Genomic DNA, 17,816 nt, shown 5'->3' on the forward strand with positions numbered 1-17,816 from the left:
AGGACCGCCAACGCAAGCGTTCCCGACGGGGAGATGAAGCCGCCTTGTAACGTCATGTTGACGAATGATGACGTTTGCATACGGAAACGGAATCTCCCGCGGTGGCGTCGGTTCCTCGTTGATGCATCGCTCCCGTCGGTTCGTCGTGAAAAGTCGGACGGGGGAGCGTAGCGGGGTTCGGGATATAGGTCAATATTCCTAGTTCTATGCTTCGCTGATCCGGAGCCCATGAAGGTGACGGAGGAGAACCCTTGGCGCGCACCCTCGCGGAGAGACAAGGAGACATTTGCTGTCACGGGGTCTATCGGAACGCCCGCAGGAACCGTTCGAAAGAGGCGGAGAACAGGTCGCGGTTGGTGCCCAGGATCTCCACCGGGTCGCCGCGACGGATCAGGCCGCCCTGTTCGACCGTGACGCAGATACTGCGGTCGTGGCGGTAGAGGGCCTTGGTCATCTGCTTTTCGGTCAGCTTGGCGATGTAGGCGCAGGGCGGGCGGATGCGGTCGTAGGTCAGGATGGCCTCGCCGATACGTGCGCGCTTGGCGGCAAGGTCCATCGGGTCGAGGCCGCGAACGACGAGGTTGCGGCGGTGCTGGCCGTCCAGCACCCGAACGCCCATCTCCCGCTCGATCCGCTCCAGCGGCTCTACGCCGATGATAGTGACCTGGCAGACGTCGTGCGGGCACCAGTAACCGCGCCCGCTGGCGTAGCGGTCGCCCTCAAGGCCCTTGCCGGGCAGGGCGCGGACCTCCTCGACCTCCTGCATCGCCTGGCCGGCGGCGGCGGCAATGAAGATGCGTTCGAGAACAGCCGCCATCGGCCCGGGATTCCCTGATTTCGCGCCCCGACTTTCCGCCGGGAGAGACGTTGCCGTCAGGCAACCAGGACGTTTTCCGCCACCGCGTAGATGACGAGTACCGTGACTGTTCCGAAGATCGTCACCATCGCCCAGTTCACCTTCTGGTCGAGTTTCCGGAACGTCTCGGTGCGCTTTACCATTTCCACCGGGTCCTGCATCGCGCCCCTCCCATTCATTCTTGCAGGCTTACTTGCACTCGTCGCCGGATGACATGCCGTCCGGCGGCTTGTGTTTCAACTTAAACATGGACGCGGTTGAATCAACCGGTGGTGCGATCAGGAACTCTTGCGCCGCCGCCCGCTCGGCTTGCCGGAGCGGGTCTTGCCCTTCCCCTTGCCGCCGGTGCCGCGCTTCGACTTCGATTGCGCATCGGCGCGGGCGACGCGCTGTGCGAAGCCGCCGCCGCCCACCGCGCCGTCCTGCGGCAGCCCGAGGTCCGCTTCCTCCAGGCGCTTGATCTCGTCGCGCAGGCGGGCGGCCTCCTCGAACTCAAGATTGGCGGCGGCGTCCTTCATGCGCTGTTCCAGGTCCTGAATCGTGGCCTGAATGTTGTGGCCGACCAGCGCGCCTTCCTCCTCGCCGGCCTTCACGTCGACGTGGTCGCCGCGCTCGTAGACGCTTTGCAGGATGTCGGAGATCTGCTTGCGGATGGTTTCCGGCGTGATGCCGTGCTCGGCGTTGTAGGCCTGCTGCTTTTCGCGCCGGCGTTCGGTTTCGTCCAGCGCCTTCTGCAAGGCGTCGGTGCGCTTGTCGGCATATAGGATGACGCGGCCATCCACGTTGCGCGCCGCCCGGCCGATGGTCTGGATCAGCGCGGTTGCGGAGCGCAGGTAGCCCTCCTTGTCGGCGTCAAGGATGCAGACAAGCGCGCACTCGGGAATATCCAGCCCCTCGCGCAGCAGGTTGATGCCCACCAGCACGTCGAAGACGCCCAGGCGCAGGTCGCGGATGATCTCGATACGCTCCAGCGTGTCCACATCGGAGTGGATGTAGCGCACCTTCAGCCCGGCCTCGTGCAGGTACTCCGTCAGATCCTCGGCCATGCGCTTGGTGAGCGTCGTCACCAGCGCCCGGGTGCCGTTCTGCACGACGCCCTGCACCTCGGCGATCAGGTCGTCCACCTGTTCCGCCGTCGGCCGGATCAGGCAGACCGGATCGATGAGGCCGGTGGGCCGGATCACCTGTTCGGTGAAGGTGCCACCCGTCTGCGCCAGCTCCCACTTGCCCGGCGTCGCAGAGACATAGACCGTCTGCGGGCGCATCGCGTCCCACTCCTCGAACTTGAGCGGGCGGTTATCGGTGCAGGACGGCAGGCGGAAGCCGTACTCGGACAGCGTGGACTTGCGGGCGAAGTCGCCGCGGAACATGCCGTTCAACTGCGGCACGGTGACGTGACTCTCGTCCACGATCAGCATCGCGTCGTCGGGCAGGTACTCGAACAGCGTCGGCGGCGGCTCGCCCGGATTGCGGCCGGTGAGGTAGCGCGAGTAGTTCTCGATGCCGGGGCAGCTTCCCGTCGCCTCCATCATCTCCAGGTCGAAGGTGGTGCGCTGCTCCAGCCGCTCGGCCTCCAGCGGCATGTTATGTCGATTGAAATACTCCAGGCGCTCCTTCAGCTCCTCCTTGATCTGCTTGGCGGCCTGTTGAAGCGTCGGGCGCGGGGTGACGTAGTGGCTGTTGGCGTAGAGCTTGATGCGCTCCAGCGTGTCGGTCTTCTCGCCGGTCAGCGGGTCGAACTCGTTGATCTGCTCCACCTCGTCGCCGAACAGCGAGATGCGCCAGCCCCGGTCCTCGTAGTGGGCCGGGAAGATCTCCACCGTGTCGCCGCGCACACGGAAGGTGCCGCGCACGAAGCTCATGTCGTTGCGCTTGTACTGCAGTTCCGTGAATTGCTTCAGCAGATCGTTTCGCTCCACCCGGTCGCCGGTGTGGAGTTCCACGGTCATGCGCGAATAGGTCTCCGGCGCGCCCATGCCGTAGATGCAGGAGACCGAGGCCACAATGATCACGTCGTCGCGCTCGAACAGCGCGCGCGTGGCGGCATGGCGCATGCGGTCGATCTGCTCGTTGATCGAGGATTCCTTCTCGACGTAGGTGTCGGTGCGCGGGACGTAGGCCTCTGGCTGGTAGTAGTCGTAGTAGCTGACGAAGTACTCCACGGCGTTGTCGGGGAAGAAGCTCTTCATCTCGCCGTAAAGCTGCGCGGCCAGGGTCTTGTTCGGTGCCAGGATCAGCGTGGGGCGCTGCTGCTGCTGGATGACGTGCGCCATGGTGAAGGTCTTGCCCGAGCCGGTAACGCCAAGCAGGACCTGGTCCCGTTCCCCCTGCTGCAATCCGCCTTGAATCTCGGCGATAGCCTGCGGCTGGTCGCCGGCGGGGGTGTACTCCGATTGCAGGTCGAAGGGGCGCGACTCCGGCTTGTGCATGACCGGCGCGCCGGATTCGGGCTGAGCAGTGGCTTGGTCGTGTTGCATACCGACAATGTAGGGTGCCGGGGCGGGGGAAGGCCAGGGGGCGGTGCCGCAGGTCGAACCGAATACGCCCCCTACGCCTGGCGCACCGGCATCTCGATGGGGCCCTCGGCGCGGCCGTTGACGAACTGCTGAACGTAGGCGTTGTCGGTGCTGTCGATCTCTTCGGTCGCGCCGTTCCAGATGATTCGACCCTCGTACAGCATGGCGATGCGGTGGGCGATCTTGCGGGCGCTGGCCATGTCGTGGGTAATGGACAGCGCGGTCGCGCCCAGTTTCTGGACGATTTCGACGATCAGGCTGTTGATGACGTCGCCCATGATCGGGTCCAGGCCCGTCGTCGGCTCGTCGAAGAATACGATCTCCGGCTCCGTCGCGATGGCACGGGCCAGCCCGACGCGCTTCTTCATGCCGCCGGAAAGCTCGGCAGGGAAAAGGTCGGCGACCTCCGGGCGCAGGCCGACGGCGGCCAGCTTCTCCGCCGCCGTTTCGCGCGCCCGTTTGCGCGCGACGCCCTCGCTCTGGATCATGCCGAAGGCGACGTTCTCCCAGACGGGTAGGGAATCGAACAGCGCCGCGTTCTGGAATAGCATGCCGAACTTGCGGCGCACCCGGTCCATGTCTCCCCCCCGCAGGCCGACGACCTCTTCGCCGTCGACCTCGATGCTGCCGGAGTCCGGCTCCAGGATGCCCAGGATGCACTTCAACAGCACCGATTTGCCGGTGCCGGAGCCGCCGATGACCACGACCGATTCGCCTTCGTCCACATCCAGGTCGAGGCCGCGCAGGACCTGATTGTCGCCGAAGGACTTGGAAAGGCCGCGGACCCGGATCTTCGGCGTCTGGCTATTGGTGGATCGAGGTGTCATCGCGCGAAGAACAGCTCGGTGATGATGTAGTTGGACGAGAGGATCAGGATCGACGCCGACACGACCGCGTTCGTGGTGGCCGCACCCACACCCTGGGCGCCGCCCTTGGAGTGGAAGCCGTGATAGCAGCCCATCAGCGCGATCAGGAAGCCGAACACCGCCGCCTTCACCAGGCCCGACACGACGTCCATCACCTCAAGGAACTCGCGGGTGTTCTTGAGGTAGGTGGCCGCGTTGAAATCCAGCTTGTAGGTTGCCACCAGGTAGCCGCCGAAAATGCCGATGATATCGGCCGTCAGCACCAGGAGCGGCAGGGAGATCAGCCCGGCCCACAGCCGTGGGGCGATCAGGTATTTGTACGGATTGGTGGCCAGCGTCGTCAGCGCGTCGATCTGCTCCGTGACGCGCATGGTGCCGATTTCCGCCGCCATCGCCGCACCGATCCGCCCTGCCACCATCAGGCCGGCCAGCACTGGTCCCAGCTCGCGCGTGATCGAGACGACGACGACGTTGGGAATGGCGCTCTCGGCCGAGAAGCGCGCGAAGCCGGTGTAGCTCTGCAGCGCCAGCACCATCCCGGTGAAGATCGCCGTCAGTCCCACGACCGGCAGCGAGTAATAGCCGACTTCCAGCAACTGCCGGCCCAGGATGCGCCCGTAGAACGGGGGCCGCACCGCGTGCGAGATCGACAGCGACATGAACAGGAACAGCCGCCCGACAGCGGCCAGGAAGCTAAGGAACGTACGGCCGACGATTTGCAGCAGGGCCATCGCGTCAGGCATCCCCGCCGCGATAGACACGTTGGTAGCGCGCCCCCAGCGCCGTCAGGATCTCGTAGCCGATCGTTCCGGCCTCCTCCGCCAGCGCGTCCTGGTCGTGCGAATCGCCGATCAGTTCGACGAAATCGCCCGGCTTCACCGCGTCATGTGGCAGTGCTGTCACATCCACCGTGATGGAATCCATCGACACCCGTCCGGCAACCGGCGCGAGCCGCTCCCCAATAGCCACCTGGCCGCGATTGGACAGGTGACGCAAATATCCATCGGCGTAGCCGGCCGCGATCGTGGCGATGCGCGTCGGCCCGGCCGCTCGGAAGGTCGCACCGTAGCCAACCCCCCGATGGGCGTCAATCTGGCGTACCTGCAATACGCGCGCCTGCAGCGTGACGACCCGCTCCATGGGATTGTCGTGTCCCGGCGTCGGGTTTACGCCAAAGAGCGCGACGCCCGGCCGGGCGAGGTCGAAGTGGTAGTCTTCGCCAAGGAAAATGCCGGAGGAGTTGGCGAGCGACGCCGGCGCCTTCGGAAGCGAATCCAGGGCAGCGCGAAAGCGATCCCGCTGTGCCGGATTCCCGGCATCGTCAGCCATATCGGCGCAGGCCAGATGGCTCAGGACGAGTTGAAGCTGGATACCTTCAAGGCGCTTGGGCGACTCAGCCAGTGTTTCCAACTCGTCGTCGGGCAGGCCAAGCCGGCTCATGCCGGTATCGACCTGTAGCGCGGCTGGCAGGCGCACGCCGCGCTGCCGTCCGGCGGCGGTCCAGAGGTCGAGATCGCCCAGGCTGTTCAGCGAGGGGATCAGCCGCGCGGCAATCAGATCGCCCTCGGTGCCCGGCAGGGGGCCGTTCAGAACGTAGATCGTGCACTCGGGATGGCCCGAGTCGTCCAGAATGGCGCGCAGGCGTATACCCTCGTCGATGGTAGCGACGAAGAAGCTCTCCGCGCCCGCCCGCGCGAACACGGGCGCAAGCCGGTCCATTCCCAGGCCGTAAGCATCGGCTTTCACCACGGCCGCGCACTCGGCGTTGGTCAGTCGCGCACGCAGTTGGCGATAGTTCCGGGCCGCCGCATCCAGGTCGATTGTCAGTATGGCGCCGGCGCGGCCGGCCAGGCCCGTCAAGCTGTCCGTCCCTGGTGGATCATCCGGTTTCATCGGGCAGATAGTCGTCGGCGGCCAGATTCCCGAACTTCGTCGTGGCCCCGTCAAACGAGAGTCGGACCTTGCCGGTCGGGCCGTGACGCTGCTTGGCGACGATGGCCTCCGCCGTGCCGTAGACACGCTCCAGTCGTTCCTGCCAATTGTGATGGCGCTCGTGGTATTTTTCGTCGGCCTCGTCGGGGCGCTGCGTCGGTTCCGCCTTCTCCAGGTAATACTGCTCGCGGTAGACGAACATCACCATGTCGGCGTCCTGCTCGATCGTCCCAGATTCGCGCAGGTCGGAAAGCTGCGGGCGCTTGTCCTCGCGCTGCTCGACCGCGCGGGAAAGCTGCGACAGGGCAAGCACCGGTACGTTGAGTTCCTTGGCGATCACCTTGAGGCCACGGGTGATGTCGGAGATTTCCTGCACGCGGCTTTCAGGCTGGCGGCCGGCCGTCGGGCGCATGAGCTGCAAGTAGTCCACGATGATCAGACCAAGGTTCTGCTGCCGGCGCAGCCTTCGGGCGCGGGTGCGCACCTGCCCGACCGAGGTCGCCGGCGTATCGTCGATGAAGAAGGGCAGGGCGGACAGCTCGTGACTGGCCCGTACCACCTCTTCGAAGTCTTCGGAGGAGAGCTTGCCCCGGCGGATGTTCTCCGAGCCGACGCCGCTTTCCTCGGAGAGGATACGGGTGGCGAGCTGCTCGGCCGACATTTCCAGGGAGAAGAAGCCGACGACGGCGCCTTCCGCCCCGTCGCTCTCCGCGTAACGCCTGGCCGCGGAGAATCCGATGTTGGTGGCAAGCGCCGTCTTGCCCATGCCCGGCCGGCCGGCCAGCACCACGAGGTCGCTGTTGTGCAGGCCGCCCATTAACTCATCGAGATCGGTCAAGCCGGTGGTGACGCCGGCAATCTGCCCGTCGCGGCGGTGCGCCGCCTCCGCCATTTCCACGGCCGTCACCAGGGCATGCCGGAACGACTGGAAATCGCCCTCGCTCTGCCCGCTTTCGGAGAGCTGGTAGAGCTTCTGCTCCGCCGCTTCGATCTGGTCGGTGGCGGGTACGTCAAGGTCGAAGTCGAAGGCCTCGTTCACCACCTCCTCGCCAAGCGCGATCAGCTCACGGCGCAAGTGCAGGTCGTGGATCGCCTTGCCATAATGCTCGGCGTTGATGACGGTGACATAGGCCGCCTGCAACTCGGCCAGGTAGTTGGCGCCGCCGACCTCCTGCAGCGCGCCGTCCGACTCGAACGCGTTCTTCAGCGTGACCGCGTTGGCGATCTGGCCGCGCTCGATCAGCTTGCTGCAGGCCTCGAAGATGCGGGCGTGGACGGGGTCGGCGAAATGTTCCGCGCGCAGGAACTCCGAGACGCGCTCATGCGCTTGATTGTTGGCCAGGATGGCCGCGAGGAGCGCCTGCTCGGCCTCGTAATTGACGGGCGGCGTGCGATCGTGTTCGCCGTCGTTGCCGGTGGGGAGCTGGGCCAGGGAACCTTGCTGCGCGTTCATGGGGGCGGAGCCTAACAGACGCTTCCCTGCACCGTAGAGATTTTAACCTCTGTGGATAACGGGATTACTGGGGATAACTAAGTTCGTCAATTGTTCGAATCGGCGGACCCCTTATTCCGCCGCCGTCTGTTGGCGCATCTGCGCGCGCTCCCAATCGGTGATGTAGTCGCGCGTCAATGGCACGGCGTCCTGCCGGCGAGTCAACTGGATCTGGAACACCATATGGGCCATGTAGCGGAACGAAATCTCGCAGCCCGCCAGATAGAATTCCCACATGCGACAGAAACGCTCGTCATAGATCTCCTTCACCCGGTCGCGGTTGCGCGCGAAACGCTCGCGCCAGTGACGCAGCGTTTCGGCATAGTGCAGGCGCAGAATTTCTATGTCGGTGACCCACAGCCCCTCACGCTCGATCGCCTGCATGACCTCCGAGAGGGCGGGGGTGTAGCCGCCGGGGAAAATATACTTACGCAGCCAGGCGTTGGTGCCGCCCGGCGGCGACATGCGGCCGATGGCGTGCAGGACCGCCACGCCATCCTCGGTGAGCAGTTCGCGAATCCGGCGGAAGAACTCGCGGTAATGGCGGGTGCCGACGTGCTCGAACATGCCGACGGAGACGATGCGGTCATAGCGGCCAGAGAGGTTCCGATAGTCCTCCAACCGGAACTGCACGCGCTCGTCCAGCCCGGCGCCGCGCGCACGATCGCGCGCTATCTTCACCTGTTCTTCCGAAAGCGTGATGCCAGTGACGGTCGCCCCGGCCTCCTCCGCCAGATGCAGGCCCAGACCGCCCCAGCCGCAGCCGATGTCGAGAACGTCGAGGCCCGGCTCGGTCAGGCGCAGTTTGGCCGCCAGGTGGCGTTTCTTGTTCGCCTGTGCCTGCTCCAGCGAATCACAGGAATCGGTGAAGTACGCGCAGGAGTACTGACGATCCTGATCGAGGAAGTGGTCGTAGAGTTCGCCCGACAGGTCGTAGTGATGGGCAACGTTCCGGCGTGCCCGGCTGACCGGGTTGTAGGTCTGCAACGGGCGCAGGACTCGGCCGGCTTCCTCGAACATGCCCCAGAGGGGATGGCTTTCCAGGCGCAACGAGTTCCGCCCACAGATATCCAGGAAGTCGTAGAGGGTGCCGTCCTCGATATCGAGCTTGCCGTCCATATAGGCTTCGCCGATATAGAGCTTCGGGTGAAACAGCACCTTGGCTTCGGTCGCCCGATCCTTGATCCGGATGGTGACCCGCGGCTCGCCACTGCCGAAGGTTTCCGACGCTCCCGCAGCATCGATGACGGTTAGTGTGCCCTCGCGAACGATCCGGCGAAACAGAAACGCGGCCAGCATGACCCGTCGAGCGCTCCCTGTGATCCCATCGCGCCCGACCGCACGTGGCGCCCCCGGCACGAATACCATCGACTATGGTAAAAGCGTAGCGGAGCCTTGCGTGGCTTGTCCATGATACCGGGACGTATCTTTCCATCTGCTTGCGTGACCTTGATCACTCAGGGCCCTGTTACAAGCGGCCAAAACAAACCGCCCGGTGTTTTACACCGGGCGGTTTTAAAGTCTGGCGTGTAAACAGCGGGGTCAGGTTTGGCCCGATTGCCCCGCCTCTTCCTCGCCTTCCTCGGCGGCGGCTTCCTCTTCTTCGAGGGCCTCCACCTCGGACAGCACCTCTTCGACGGCCTGCTCGGCAATCTCCTGCTGCTCTTCCGGCGAAACCTCCTCGCCGGCAGCCACCTGAGTCTCCGCCTCGGCCTCGGAGCGGGCCACGTTCACCGTGATTTCCGCCGTGACCTCCGGGTGGAGGCGCAGCGTGACCGGGTGCAGGCCGACCGTCTTGATCTGACGGTTGAGCTGCACCTGGCCGCGCTCGATGTTGGCACCCTGATCGCGCAGTGCATCCGCGATGTCGCGGGCACTGACGGAACCGTAGAGCTGACCGCCTTCGCCGGCCTGGCGGATCATCACGACGGTCATGCCGCCGATCTTTTCCCCCGCCTGCTCGGCTTCCTTGCGCCGCTCCAGGTTGCGGGCCTCCAACTCGGCCCGGCGAGACTCGAAATAGCCCCGGTTGGCATCGTTGGCGCGTAGCGCCTTCTTCTGCGGCAGCAGATAGTTGCGCGCGAAGCCGGGCTTCACCGAGACCTCGTCGCCCATCTGGCCGAGATTCTCGATGCGCTCCAGCAGAATCACCTGCATAGGCATGGTGTTATCCTCCTTACCCCGGCCAGCACGTTACTTGATCAGGTAGGGCAGCAGGCCAAGGTAGCGGGCCCGCTTGATCGCCCGGGCCAGCTCGCGCTGCTTCTTGGTGGACACGGCCGTGATCCGACTCGGCACGATCTTGCCGCGTTCGCTGGTAAAGCGTTGCAGCAGCTTCACGTCCTTGTAGTCGATCTTCGGCGCATTCGGGCCCGAGAACGGGCAGCTCTTGCGCCGGCGGAAAAACGGGCGCCGGACTGCGGCGCCGCGACTGACGACACGTAGGGCCATCGCTTACGTCCTCCTTCTACTCGCCGCGCCGGCGGCCGCCGCCGCGCCGGTCGCCGCGGTGGCCTTCCTTCTTGTCCTTCCGCTCCATCATCACCGAGGGACCGGTATCGAGTGAATCGACCCGGACGGTGAGATAGCGGATCACATCCTCGTTATAGCGCATGGTGCGCTCCATCTCGTGCACGGCCGCCGGCGGCGCATCGAGATTGAACAGGACGTAGTGACCCTTGCGGTTCTTGCGGATGCGGTAGGCCAGGTTCTTCAGGCCCCAGTGCTCGGTCTTGGTGACCTGGCCGCCATTGGCCTCGACAAGCTGCTGAAGCTGGCCGGCCAACTCCTCGACGTTGGAGGACGAGATGTCCTGGCGTGCAATGAACACGCTTTCGTAATAAGCCATCGATTTCCACTCCCCGTGGCTGTTTCGTGGGCCGTAGCTGCCCCGGATAGCGGTCGGGGAAGCCGGGCGGCCCTAGCCGATCCCTTGGCCCGGCCACGCGGTTTCGTGGCGCGGGTTCGCGCGGAACCGGCGAGGAGTTTTCGCGAGAAGCCGGCAATATACACAGCGCGCCCCTGTACGCAAGGGGTTGGCGCGTTATCATACCGGGGTCTGCCGTGGCCATCGCTTGACACCGGATCGCCAGTGGCTATGACTCGGCCCCCATTCGCGACCGGGTCCGGTTAGCAGACCACAAGGAGCATCAACTATGGCGCGCGCGTTCGTCTTTCCCGGTCAGGGATCGCAGTCGGTCGGCATGGGGGTGGAGCTGGCCGAATCCTTTCCGGCCGCCCGCTATATCTTTCAAGAGGTCGACGAGGCGCTGAACCAGAACCTGTCACGGCTCATGTTCGAGGGACCGGAGGAAGAACTGACGCTCACCGAGAACGCCCAGCCGGCGATCATGGCCGTCAGCCTGGCCGCCGTGAAGGCGATCGAGGAGCAGGGCGGATTTGCCCTGTCCAGCATGGGTGAGTTCGTTGCCGGCCATTCCCTGGGCGAATATTCGGCGCTGGCCGCGATGGACGGTCTCACCGTGCCCGAGATCGCGCAGCTTCTGCGGATTCGCGGCAAGGCGATGCAGGACGCCGTGCCGGTCGGCGAGGGCGCGATGGCCGCCATCATCGGCCTGGAGATGGAGGCGGTGCAGGCCGTCGTCGAAGAGGCCGCGCAGGGCGAGGTCTGCGAGGCCGCGAACGACAACGCTCCCGGCCAGATCGTCATCAGCGGCCACAAATCGGCGGTCGAGCGGGCCGCCGGGATCGCCAAGCAGAAAGGCGCCCGCAAGGTCCAGATGCTGCCGGTTTCGGCGCCGTTCCACTGCAGCCTGATGGCGCCCGCCGCCGAGCGCATGGAGGAGGCGCTGGCCGATGTGGAGATCCAGGCGCCGAACCTGCCCGTGGTGTCCAACGTCACGGCCTATGCGCTGGAATCGCCCGACGAGATCCGCCACCGGCTGGTCGAGCAGATCACCCATCCCGTCCGCTGGCGCGAGAGCGTCGAATATATGCGTGACAAGGAGGTGACAAGCATGCTGGAACTCGGCGCCGGGAAGGTGCTGACGGGCTTGATTCGCCGTATCGACCGGTCGATCAAGACGGCCGCGATCAATGGACCCCGCGACGTCGAGGCCTTTCTTACGGAATTGCACGAATACACGCAGGAACAAGACGCCTGAACATGCGTCCGCGGGCACGTTCGGGCCGAAGCGAAGAGGGGAAGAGGCGGCAACATGTTCGATCTGAGCGGCAAGACGGCCCTCGTCACCGGCGCATCGGGGGGTATCGGCGGCGCCATCGCCCGCAGCCTGCATGCCCAGGGCGCGCGTGTCGCCCTGTCGGGGACGCGGCGCGAAGCACTGGATGCGCTTGCGGCGGAGCTGAACGGCGCGGCCGTCCTGCCGTGCAACCTGTCCGACGCCGAGGCGGTCGCCAAGCTGCCGGGGCAGGCGGAGGAAGCGCTGGGCGGGCTCGACATCCTGGTCAACAACGCTGGACTGACGCGCGACACTTTGGCGATGCGGATGAAGGACGAGGACTGGCTGACGGTTCTGGAAGTCAACCTGACGGCTGCCTTCCGGCTGTCGCGCGGGGTCTTGAAAGGTATGATGAAGCGCCGCTCGGGGCGTATCATCAACATCACCTCTGTTGTGGGCGTCACCGGCAATCCGGGCCAGGCGAATTATGCCAGCTCGAAGGCCGGTCTCATCGGCTTGACGAAGTCGCTGGCGGCGGAGGTTGCAAGCCGCGGCATTACGGTGAACAGCGTGGCGCCGGGAATGATCGAGACGGCGATGACCGATGCCCTGAACGACCAGCAGCGCGAACGTATCCTCGCCAACATTCCGGCCGAGCGTCTGGGCAAGCCCGAGGACGTCGCCGCCTGCGTGGCGTTCCTGGCAAGCCAGGAGGCCGGATATGTGACCGGGCACACCTTGCACGTGAATGGCGGAATGGCCATGATATGAGCGGCTTTTCCCGTACTTGACAAGGGTGTCGCAAATGCTGGTCACGGGTTGGCAACTGTGATAAGAGGCGGCGCCCATTCAGCGGTGGCGCAGTCGAAAGATGATGCGGGCGAGTCCCGTGGGGCGATTACATTTACCAAAGGGTCTAAGAGGGCATGAGCGATAACGACATCGGCGAGCGCGTGAAGAAGATCGTTGTGGAACACCTGGGTGTCGAAGAGGGCAAGGTCACCGACAGTGCCAGCTTCATCGACGATCTTGGCGCGGATAGTCTGGATACCGTCGAACTCGTGATGGCATTTGAAGAAGAGTTCGGATGCGAGATTCCGGACGACGCGGCCGAGAAGATCGTGACCGTGAAGGACGCGGTCAACTTCATCCAAGAGCACGCCGCTTGAGCATGTGGGGCGCCCGGCGCCCCGCTTGCGCGATGCGGGTGGTCATGCCAAGCGTTCGGATCATATGAGACGAGTTGTCGTGACCGGCCTGGGCCTAGTCACCCCGCTTGGATGCGGTGTGCCGGCGGTTTGGGACCGCCTCGTGGCCGGGCAATCGGGTATCCGCAGTATCCAGAGCTTCGACGTGTCGGACCTGCCGGCGAAGGTGGCCGGGCAGGTTCCCCGCGGGGAAACGTCCGAGGGAAACTATAACCCCGACGACTTCGTCGCGCCGAAGGATCAGCGCAAGCTGGACGAGTTCATCGTCTACGGTCTCGTGGCCGCGCAGCAGGCGGTGGAGGATTCGGGCTGGAAGCCCGACGACGAGGAGGCGCTGGAGCGCACCGGCGTCATGATCGGCTCGGGCATCGGCGGCCTGCAGACGATCTACGAGGGCGCGCTGACGGTGCACGAGCGCGGACCGCGCCGGCTGTCGCCGTTCTTCATCCCCTCGTCGCTGATCAATCTGGTGTCCGGCCACGTTTCGATCAAATACGGCTTCCGTGGGCCCAATCATTCGGTCGTGACGGCCTGCTCGACCGGCGCGCACGCCATCGGCGACGCATCGCGCCTGATCGGGCTTGGCGATGCCGACGTGATGGTGGCCGGTGGTGCCGAGGCGGCGGTCTGCCGGGTCGGGATCGCGGGGTTCTCGGCGGCGCGGGCACTGTCGACCGGTTTCAACGATACGCCGGAGCGTGCCTCCCGGCCCTGGGACAAGGGGCGCGACGGCTTCGTCATGGGCGAGGGCGCGGGGATCGTCGTCCTTGAGGAGCTGGAGCACGCCAAGCAGCGCGGCGCGCATATCTATGGCGAGGTCGTGGGCTATGGCATGTCGGGCGACGCCTACCACATCACCGCGCCCGCCGAGGATGGCAACGGCGGCTATCGGGCCATGCGGAATGCGCTGCGCTCCGCCGGTCTCGACCCGGAAAAGATCGGTTATGTGAACGCTCACGGCACTTCGACGCCGAAGGGCGACGAGATCGAGCTTGGCGCCGTGAAACAGTTGTTCGCCGACCACGCCTACAAGCTCCGCATGTCGTCGACGAAGTCGGCAATCGGTCATCTTCTCGGCGCCGCGGGAGCGGTGGAGGCGATCTTCTCCATCCTGGCGTTGAAGCACGGGATTGCGCCGCCGACGCTGAACCTGGACGATCCCTCGCCGGGTTGCGGCGACGTGAACCTTGTGCCTTACAAGGCGCAGGAGTTCGAGGCGGAGTACGCGCTGTCCAACTCCTTCGGGTTCGGCGGCACGAACGCAAGTCTGGTCGTCGCCGCCTACCACTGAGCGTGGGGTGTCCGTGAAGCGGCTGCTGGTCGCCGCGACCTTCCTGATCGCTACCGCGATCGTTGCCGCGGGTTTCGTGTACTCATGGGGAAAGGCCCGGTTCGAATCGCCGGGTCCCCTGGAGACGCGGACGATCGTATTCATTCCGCCCGGATCGGGCTTGGAGAGCATTGCCGAGACCCTGGCACGCGAAGGCGTGATCGCGCGTCCGACGATTTTCATCTGGGGCGCGCGGCTGACCGGCAAGGCCCGGCAACTCAAGGCCGGCGAGTTCGCCTTTCCCGCCCGCGTCAGCCCCGAGCGCGCGCTGAACATCATCGTTTCCGGCAAGACCGTGGCGCGGAAACTGACCGTGCCCGAGGGTCTGACCAGCGCGGAGGTCGTGGCGCTGGTGCGGGAAGCGCCTGTTCTTGTCGGCAAGGTGGAGAGTGTGCCGCCGGAGGGCAGCCTGCTGCCGGAAACCTACCACTACCGCCGTGGCGACTCGCGCGTGGCCCTGATCCGGCGGATGCGGGAGGGGATGGACGCGCTGCTCGCAGAGTTGTGGCCCGGTCGGGCCGATGACCTGCCGTTCGATACGCGGCATGAAGCCGTGACGCTGGCGTCAATCGTCGAGAAGGAGACGGCGGTTCCGGACGAGCGTGCCTTGGTGGCGAATGTGTTCGTCAACCGGCTACGGCGTGGCATGCGGCTCCAGTCCGATCCCACCGTGCGTTTTGCATTGACGGAAGGCAAGGAACCGCTGGACCGGCCGCTGACCCGTGGCGACCTGGACCTTGAGCATCCCTTCAACACTTACCACGCCGGCGGCCTGCCGCCGGGTCCCATCGCCAATCCCGGCCGCGCCGCAATAGAGGCGGTGTTGCACCCGGCCGACACCGATTTCCTTTACTTCGTCGCCAACGGAGACGGCGGCCACGCCTTCGCCAGGACCCTGCGCGAGCACAACCGCAACGTTGCGAAATGGCGTCGGGTCAGGGACGACCGGTCCAACTAACCCTTCTCCGGCAAGCGAGCCAGAAGCCTGTCCGTCAGCCCGGGGGGCAGCGCGGCCAGGAGCCAGACGGCTGCCCAGAGGCGCCAGGGAAAGACGATGCGTGCCTTGTCGCGGGCCAGGCCACGGCGGATGATGCGGGAGGCCTTGTCGCTGTCCATAAGCAACGGCATCGGGAATTCGTTCACGGCCGTCATACGCGATTTGACGAAGCCGGGGCAGATCACGTTGACGGCAATGCCTTCCGCCTTCAGGTGCGCGCGCAGTGATTCGCCCCACACGCGCACCGCCGCCTTGCTGGCACAGTATGCGGGCGCGCCGGGGAAGCCGCGGAATGCGGCAAGCGAGGAGACGATGGCCACCTGGCCCCGGCGGCGCGGCCGCATGCGCTCGACCGCCGGCAGCACGGTATTCACCACGCCGTCGATGTTGATGGCGAAGATGCGGCGCACCTGGGCGTCGCTTTCCCCGCCCTGGCCGGTCCCGGCGGAGACGCCTGCGTTGGCGACGACCAGTTCCAGCGGTGCGTGGTCGTCGACCTCTGCGATCCAGTCGGCCATCGCCACGCGATGAAGCACGTCCACGTGGCGGCTGCGCACCTCGGCCCCCAAGGCGCGGCAGGATTCGGCCACCTCGTCCAGGCGCCGCCAGTCGCGGCCGCTGAGCGCCAGATGAACGCCCGGCGCGGCATAGCTTTGCGCCAGGGCGGCGCCGATGCCGCTGGACGCGCCGGTGATGAGGACGGAACGGGGATTCGAATTGCGCAGTGTCATGGTGCGACGACTGTAGTGCGGCAGTGCGGCGGTTGAAAGACAGGCGGTCAGCGCGTCCCCTGTCTCAACCGAATGCACGGCCTTGTGACACGGCGCATGGCGCGGATATAGTGCGCGCCCAACCGACCCACCAGCGCCGGATAAGGACCATTCCCGCGTGTCAGTTTCAAGCATGACCGGATTCGCCCGCCGCGAGGGCGGGGACGAAACGCTGACCTGGACCTGGGAAGCGAAAAGCGTCAACGGCCGCGGGCTGGAGGTGCGCTGCCGCGTGCCCGCGGGGAGCGAGGCGCTGGAGGCCAAGGTGCGTGCGGCGGTGCCCAAGGCCTGCGCGCGCGGCAACGTCACGGTCTCGCTCAACATGGATCGGGGCGACCGGGGCCTGCGGTTGCAGGTGAACCGGCACGTGCTGGATCAGGTGATCCACCTGACGCGCGAACTTCGGGAAGAGATCGATGCCGCTCCGCCGCGCCTGGACGGACTGCTGGCGATTCGCGGCGTGCTGGAAACCGCCGAGGAGACGGAGGAGGAGGCCATCCGCAAGGCACGGGAGGCTAGGTTGGAGGCGGATCTGACCGCGCTGCTGGAGGACCTGGTCGAATCGCGCCGGCTGGAAGGTGGCCGCCTGAAAGAAACGGCAATGGCGCATTTGGATCACATCGCCGGGTTGACGGCCCAGGCGCGCGACTGCGCGGCGGCGCAACCGGAAGCCCTGCGCGAGCGCCTGCGCCGTCAGGTTTCCGACCTGTTGGAGGCGCAGGCCGGCCTGCCCGAGGACCGGCTGGCGCAGGAGGCCGCGCTGATCGCCAGCAAGGCCGATGTGCGCGAGGAACTGGACCGCCTCAGCGCCCACGACGCCGCCGCTCGCGAACTGCTGGAAGAGGGCGGGGCGATCGGCCGGCGGCTTGACTTCCTCTGCCAGGAGTTCAACCGGGAGGCCAATACCCTGTGCTCCAAGGCGCAGGACGTGGAGCTGACGCGCATCGGCCTTGCGCTCAAGAACGCGGTGGAGCAGTTGCGCGAGCAGGTGCAGAACATCGAGTAGCAGGGCGCATCGCTGGCCCGCCAACGCGAACCTCGGACAGGACGACGTGCAGGACGGAATCATCAAGCGGCGCGGATTGATGCTGGTGCTCTCCTCGCCATCCGGGGCGGGGAAGACCACGATCTCCCGCGCCCTTCTGGAGCGGGAACAGAACCTGCGCCTGTCGATCTCGGTCACCACGCGGCCGCAGCGGCCCGGCGAGCGGGAGGGCGTGGACTACACCTTCGTCGACGACGCCACATTCGCCCGCATGCGCGAGGAGGGCGCGTTCCTGGAACACGCGCGCGTCTTCGGCAACTACTATGCCACGCCCCGCGCGGCGGTGGAGGAGGCGTTGAACCAGGGCCAGGACGTCCTCTTCGACATCGACTGGCAGGGAACGCAGCAACTGCGGGAATCGGCGCGCGACGACCTTGTGTCCGTGTTCATCCTGCCGCCCTCGACCGAGGAGCTTGCCCGCCGGCTGCACAAGCGCGCGCAGGACCCCGAGGAGGTGGTGCGCCAGCGCATGGCCAAGGCGACCGACGAGATGAGCCACTGGGCGGAATACGACTATATCGTGGTGAACGAGGACGTGGAGGAAAGCGTCCGCCGCGTGACCGCGATCCTGGAGGCCGAGCGTCTGCGCCGCGACCGCCAGACGGGCCTGCGCGACTTTGTCCAGCAGCTATCGCACCAGGCGGAGAAGGCCGGGGGTTAAG

19 protein-coding genes are annotated in these 17,816 nt (G+C 65.7%); 7 read left to right on the forward strand and 12 right to left on the reverse strand.

Annotated features, from left to right (window positions below; all coding sequences use genetic code 11):
* Window positions 1-301: 301 nt before the first annotated feature.
* From DRB17_RS07165 to rpsF, 11 genes are all read right to left on the reverse strand, one after another.
* Complete coding sequence (locus tag DRB17_RS07165; RefSeq protein WP_114581522.1) at window positions 302-817, reverse strand: MOSC domain-containing protein; 516 nt, start codon at window positions 815-817, stop codon at window positions 302-304.
* Window positions 818-873: 56 nt separating this feature from the next.
* The gene (locus tag DRB17_RS20185) at window positions 874-1,017 is read right to left on the reverse strand and encodes a hypothetical protein (RefSeq protein ID WP_153242365.1); all 144 of its coding nucleotides are present in this window, start codon (window positions 1,015-1,017) and stop codon (window positions 874-876) included.
* Window positions 1,018-1,134: 117 nt separating this feature from the next.
* Window positions 1,135-3,285: an excinuclease ABC subunit UvrB gene (gene uvrB, locus DRB17_RS07170; protein ID WP_114581523.1), complete on the reverse strand. Its 2,151-nt coding sequence runs from the start codon at window positions 3,283-3,285 to the stop codon at window positions 1,135-1,137.
* 119 nt (window positions 3,286-3,404) lie between these two features.
* Window positions 3,405-4,199, reverse strand: a complete 795-nt coding sequence (locus DRB17_RS07175; protein WP_114581524.1) for an ABC transporter ATP-binding protein — start codon at window positions 4,197-4,199, stop codon at window positions 3,405-3,407.
* Complete coding sequence (locus tag DRB17_RS07180; RefSeq protein ID WP_114581687.1) at window positions 4,196-4,969, reverse strand: MlaE family ABC transporter permease; 774 nt, start codon at window positions 4,967-4,969, stop codon at window positions 4,196-4,198. The genes DRB17_RS07175 and DRB17_RS07180 overlap by 4 nt, the downstream gene beginning before the upstream one ends.
* A gap of 4 nt (window positions 4,970-4,973) precedes the next feature.
* Window positions 4,974-6,098, reverse strand: a complete 1,125-nt coding sequence (gene alr, locus DRB17_RS07185) for an alanine racemase (RefSeq protein WP_241503768.1) — start codon at window positions 6,096-6,098, stop codon at window positions 4,974-4,976.
* A gap of 19 nt (window positions 6,099-6,117) precedes the next feature.
* The gene (locus tag DRB17_RS07190; RefSeq protein WP_114581526.1) at window positions 6,118-7,623 is read right to left on the reverse strand and encodes a replicative DNA helicase; all 1,506 of its coding nucleotides are present in this window, start codon (window positions 7,621-7,623) and stop codon (window positions 6,118-6,120) included.
* Window positions 7,624-7,734: 111 nt separating this feature from the next.
* Window positions 7,735-8,961: an SAM-dependent methyltransferase gene (locus DRB17_RS07195; RefSeq protein WP_114581527.1), complete on the reverse strand. Its 1,227-nt coding sequence runs from the start codon at window positions 8,959-8,961 to the stop codon at window positions 7,735-7,737.
* Window positions 8,962-9,204: 243 nt separating this feature from the next.
* A complete protein-coding gene (gene rplI, locus DRB17_RS07200; RefSeq protein WP_114581528.1) occupies window positions 9,205-9,819 on the reverse strand; it encodes a 50S ribosomal protein L9 in 615 nt (204 codons plus the stop codon).
* Between the two features lie 36 nt (window positions 9,820-9,855).
* Window positions 9,856-10,113 carry a 30S ribosomal protein S18 gene (gene rpsR, locus DRB17_RS07205; RefSeq protein ID WP_114581529.1) on the reverse strand — a complete coding sequence of 86 codons (258 nt, stop codon included), beginning with the start codon at window positions 10,111-10,113 and terminating at the stop codon, window positions 9,856-9,858.
* Between the two features lie 16 nt (window positions 10,114-10,129).
* A complete protein-coding gene (gene rpsF, locus DRB17_RS07210) occupies window positions 10,130-10,510 on the reverse strand; it encodes a 30S ribosomal protein S6 (protein ID WP_114581530.1) in 381 nt (126 codons plus the stop codon).
* 307 nt (window positions 10,511-10,817) lie between these two features.
* Here rpsF and fabD point away from each other — a divergent pair, with 307 nt between their 5' ends.
* From fabD to mltG, 5 genes are all read left to right on the forward strand, one after another.
* A complete protein-coding gene (gene fabD / locus DRB17_RS07215; RefSeq protein WP_114581531.1) occupies window positions 10,818-11,786 on the forward strand; it encodes an ACP S-malonyltransferase in 969 nt (322 codons plus the stop codon).
* A gap of 54 nt (window positions 11,787-11,840) precedes the next feature.
* Complete coding sequence (gene fabG / locus DRB17_RS07220) at window positions 11,841-12,575, forward strand: 3-oxoacyl-[acyl-carrier-protein] reductase (protein ID WP_114581532.1); 735 nt, start codon at window positions 11,841-11,843, stop codon at window positions 12,573-12,575.
* A 155-nt stretch (window positions 12,576-12,730) separates the two neighbouring features.
* Window positions 12,731-12,973, forward strand: a complete 243-nt coding sequence (locus tag DRB17_RS07225; protein WP_114581533.1) for an acyl carrier protein — start codon at window positions 12,731-12,733, stop codon at window positions 12,971-12,973.
* A gap of 64 nt (window positions 12,974-13,037) precedes the next feature.
* The gene (fabF, locus tag DRB17_RS07230; RefSeq protein WP_114581534.1) at window positions 13,038-14,303 is read left to right on the forward strand and encodes a beta-ketoacyl-ACP synthase II; all 1,266 of its coding nucleotides are present in this window, start codon (window positions 13,038-13,040) and stop codon (window positions 14,301-14,303) included.
* A 13-nt stretch (window positions 14,304-14,316) separates the two neighbouring features.
* Window positions 14,317-15,300, forward strand: coding sequence for an endolytic transglycosylase MltG (gene mltG / locus DRB17_RS07235; protein WP_114581688.1), 984 nt, complete (start codon window positions 14,317-14,319; stop codon window positions 15,298-15,300).
* On the opposite strand, the gene DRB17_RS07240 is transcribed toward mltG, so the two are convergent.
* Entirely contained in the window at window positions 15,297-16,070 is a 774-nt protein-coding gene (locus DRB17_RS07240) for an SDR family NAD(P)-dependent oxidoreductase (protein ID WP_114581535.1), read from the reverse strand. The genes mltG and DRB17_RS07240 overlap by 4 nt on opposite strands.
* 172 nt (window positions 16,071-16,242) lie before the next feature.
* Here DRB17_RS07240 and DRB17_RS07245 point away from each other — a divergent pair, with 172 nt between their 5' ends.
* Both DRB17_RS07245 and gmk read left to right on the forward strand, forming a co-directional pair.
* Window positions 16,243-17,115 (forward strand): YicC/YloC family endoribonuclease, encoded by an 873-nt coding sequence (locus DRB17_RS07245; protein WP_193725728.1) that lies wholly within the window; start codon window positions 16,243-16,245, stop codon window positions 17,113-17,115.
* 79 nt (window positions 17,116-17,194) lie between these two features.
* Window positions 17,195-17,815 carry a guanylate kinase gene (gmk, locus tag DRB17_RS07250; protein ID WP_114581689.1) on the forward strand — a complete coding sequence of 207 codons (621 nt, stop codon included), beginning with the start codon at window positions 17,195-17,197 and terminating at the stop codon, window positions 17,813-17,815.
* The last annotated feature ends 1 nt before the right edge of the window (window position 17,816 follow it).

It is taken from the genome of Ferruginivarius sediminum, assembly GCF_003344765.1.
Classification (GTDB): domain Bacteria; phylum Pseudomonadota; class Alphaproteobacteria; order Kiloniellales; family Rhodovibrionaceae; genus Ferruginivarius; species Ferruginivarius sediminum.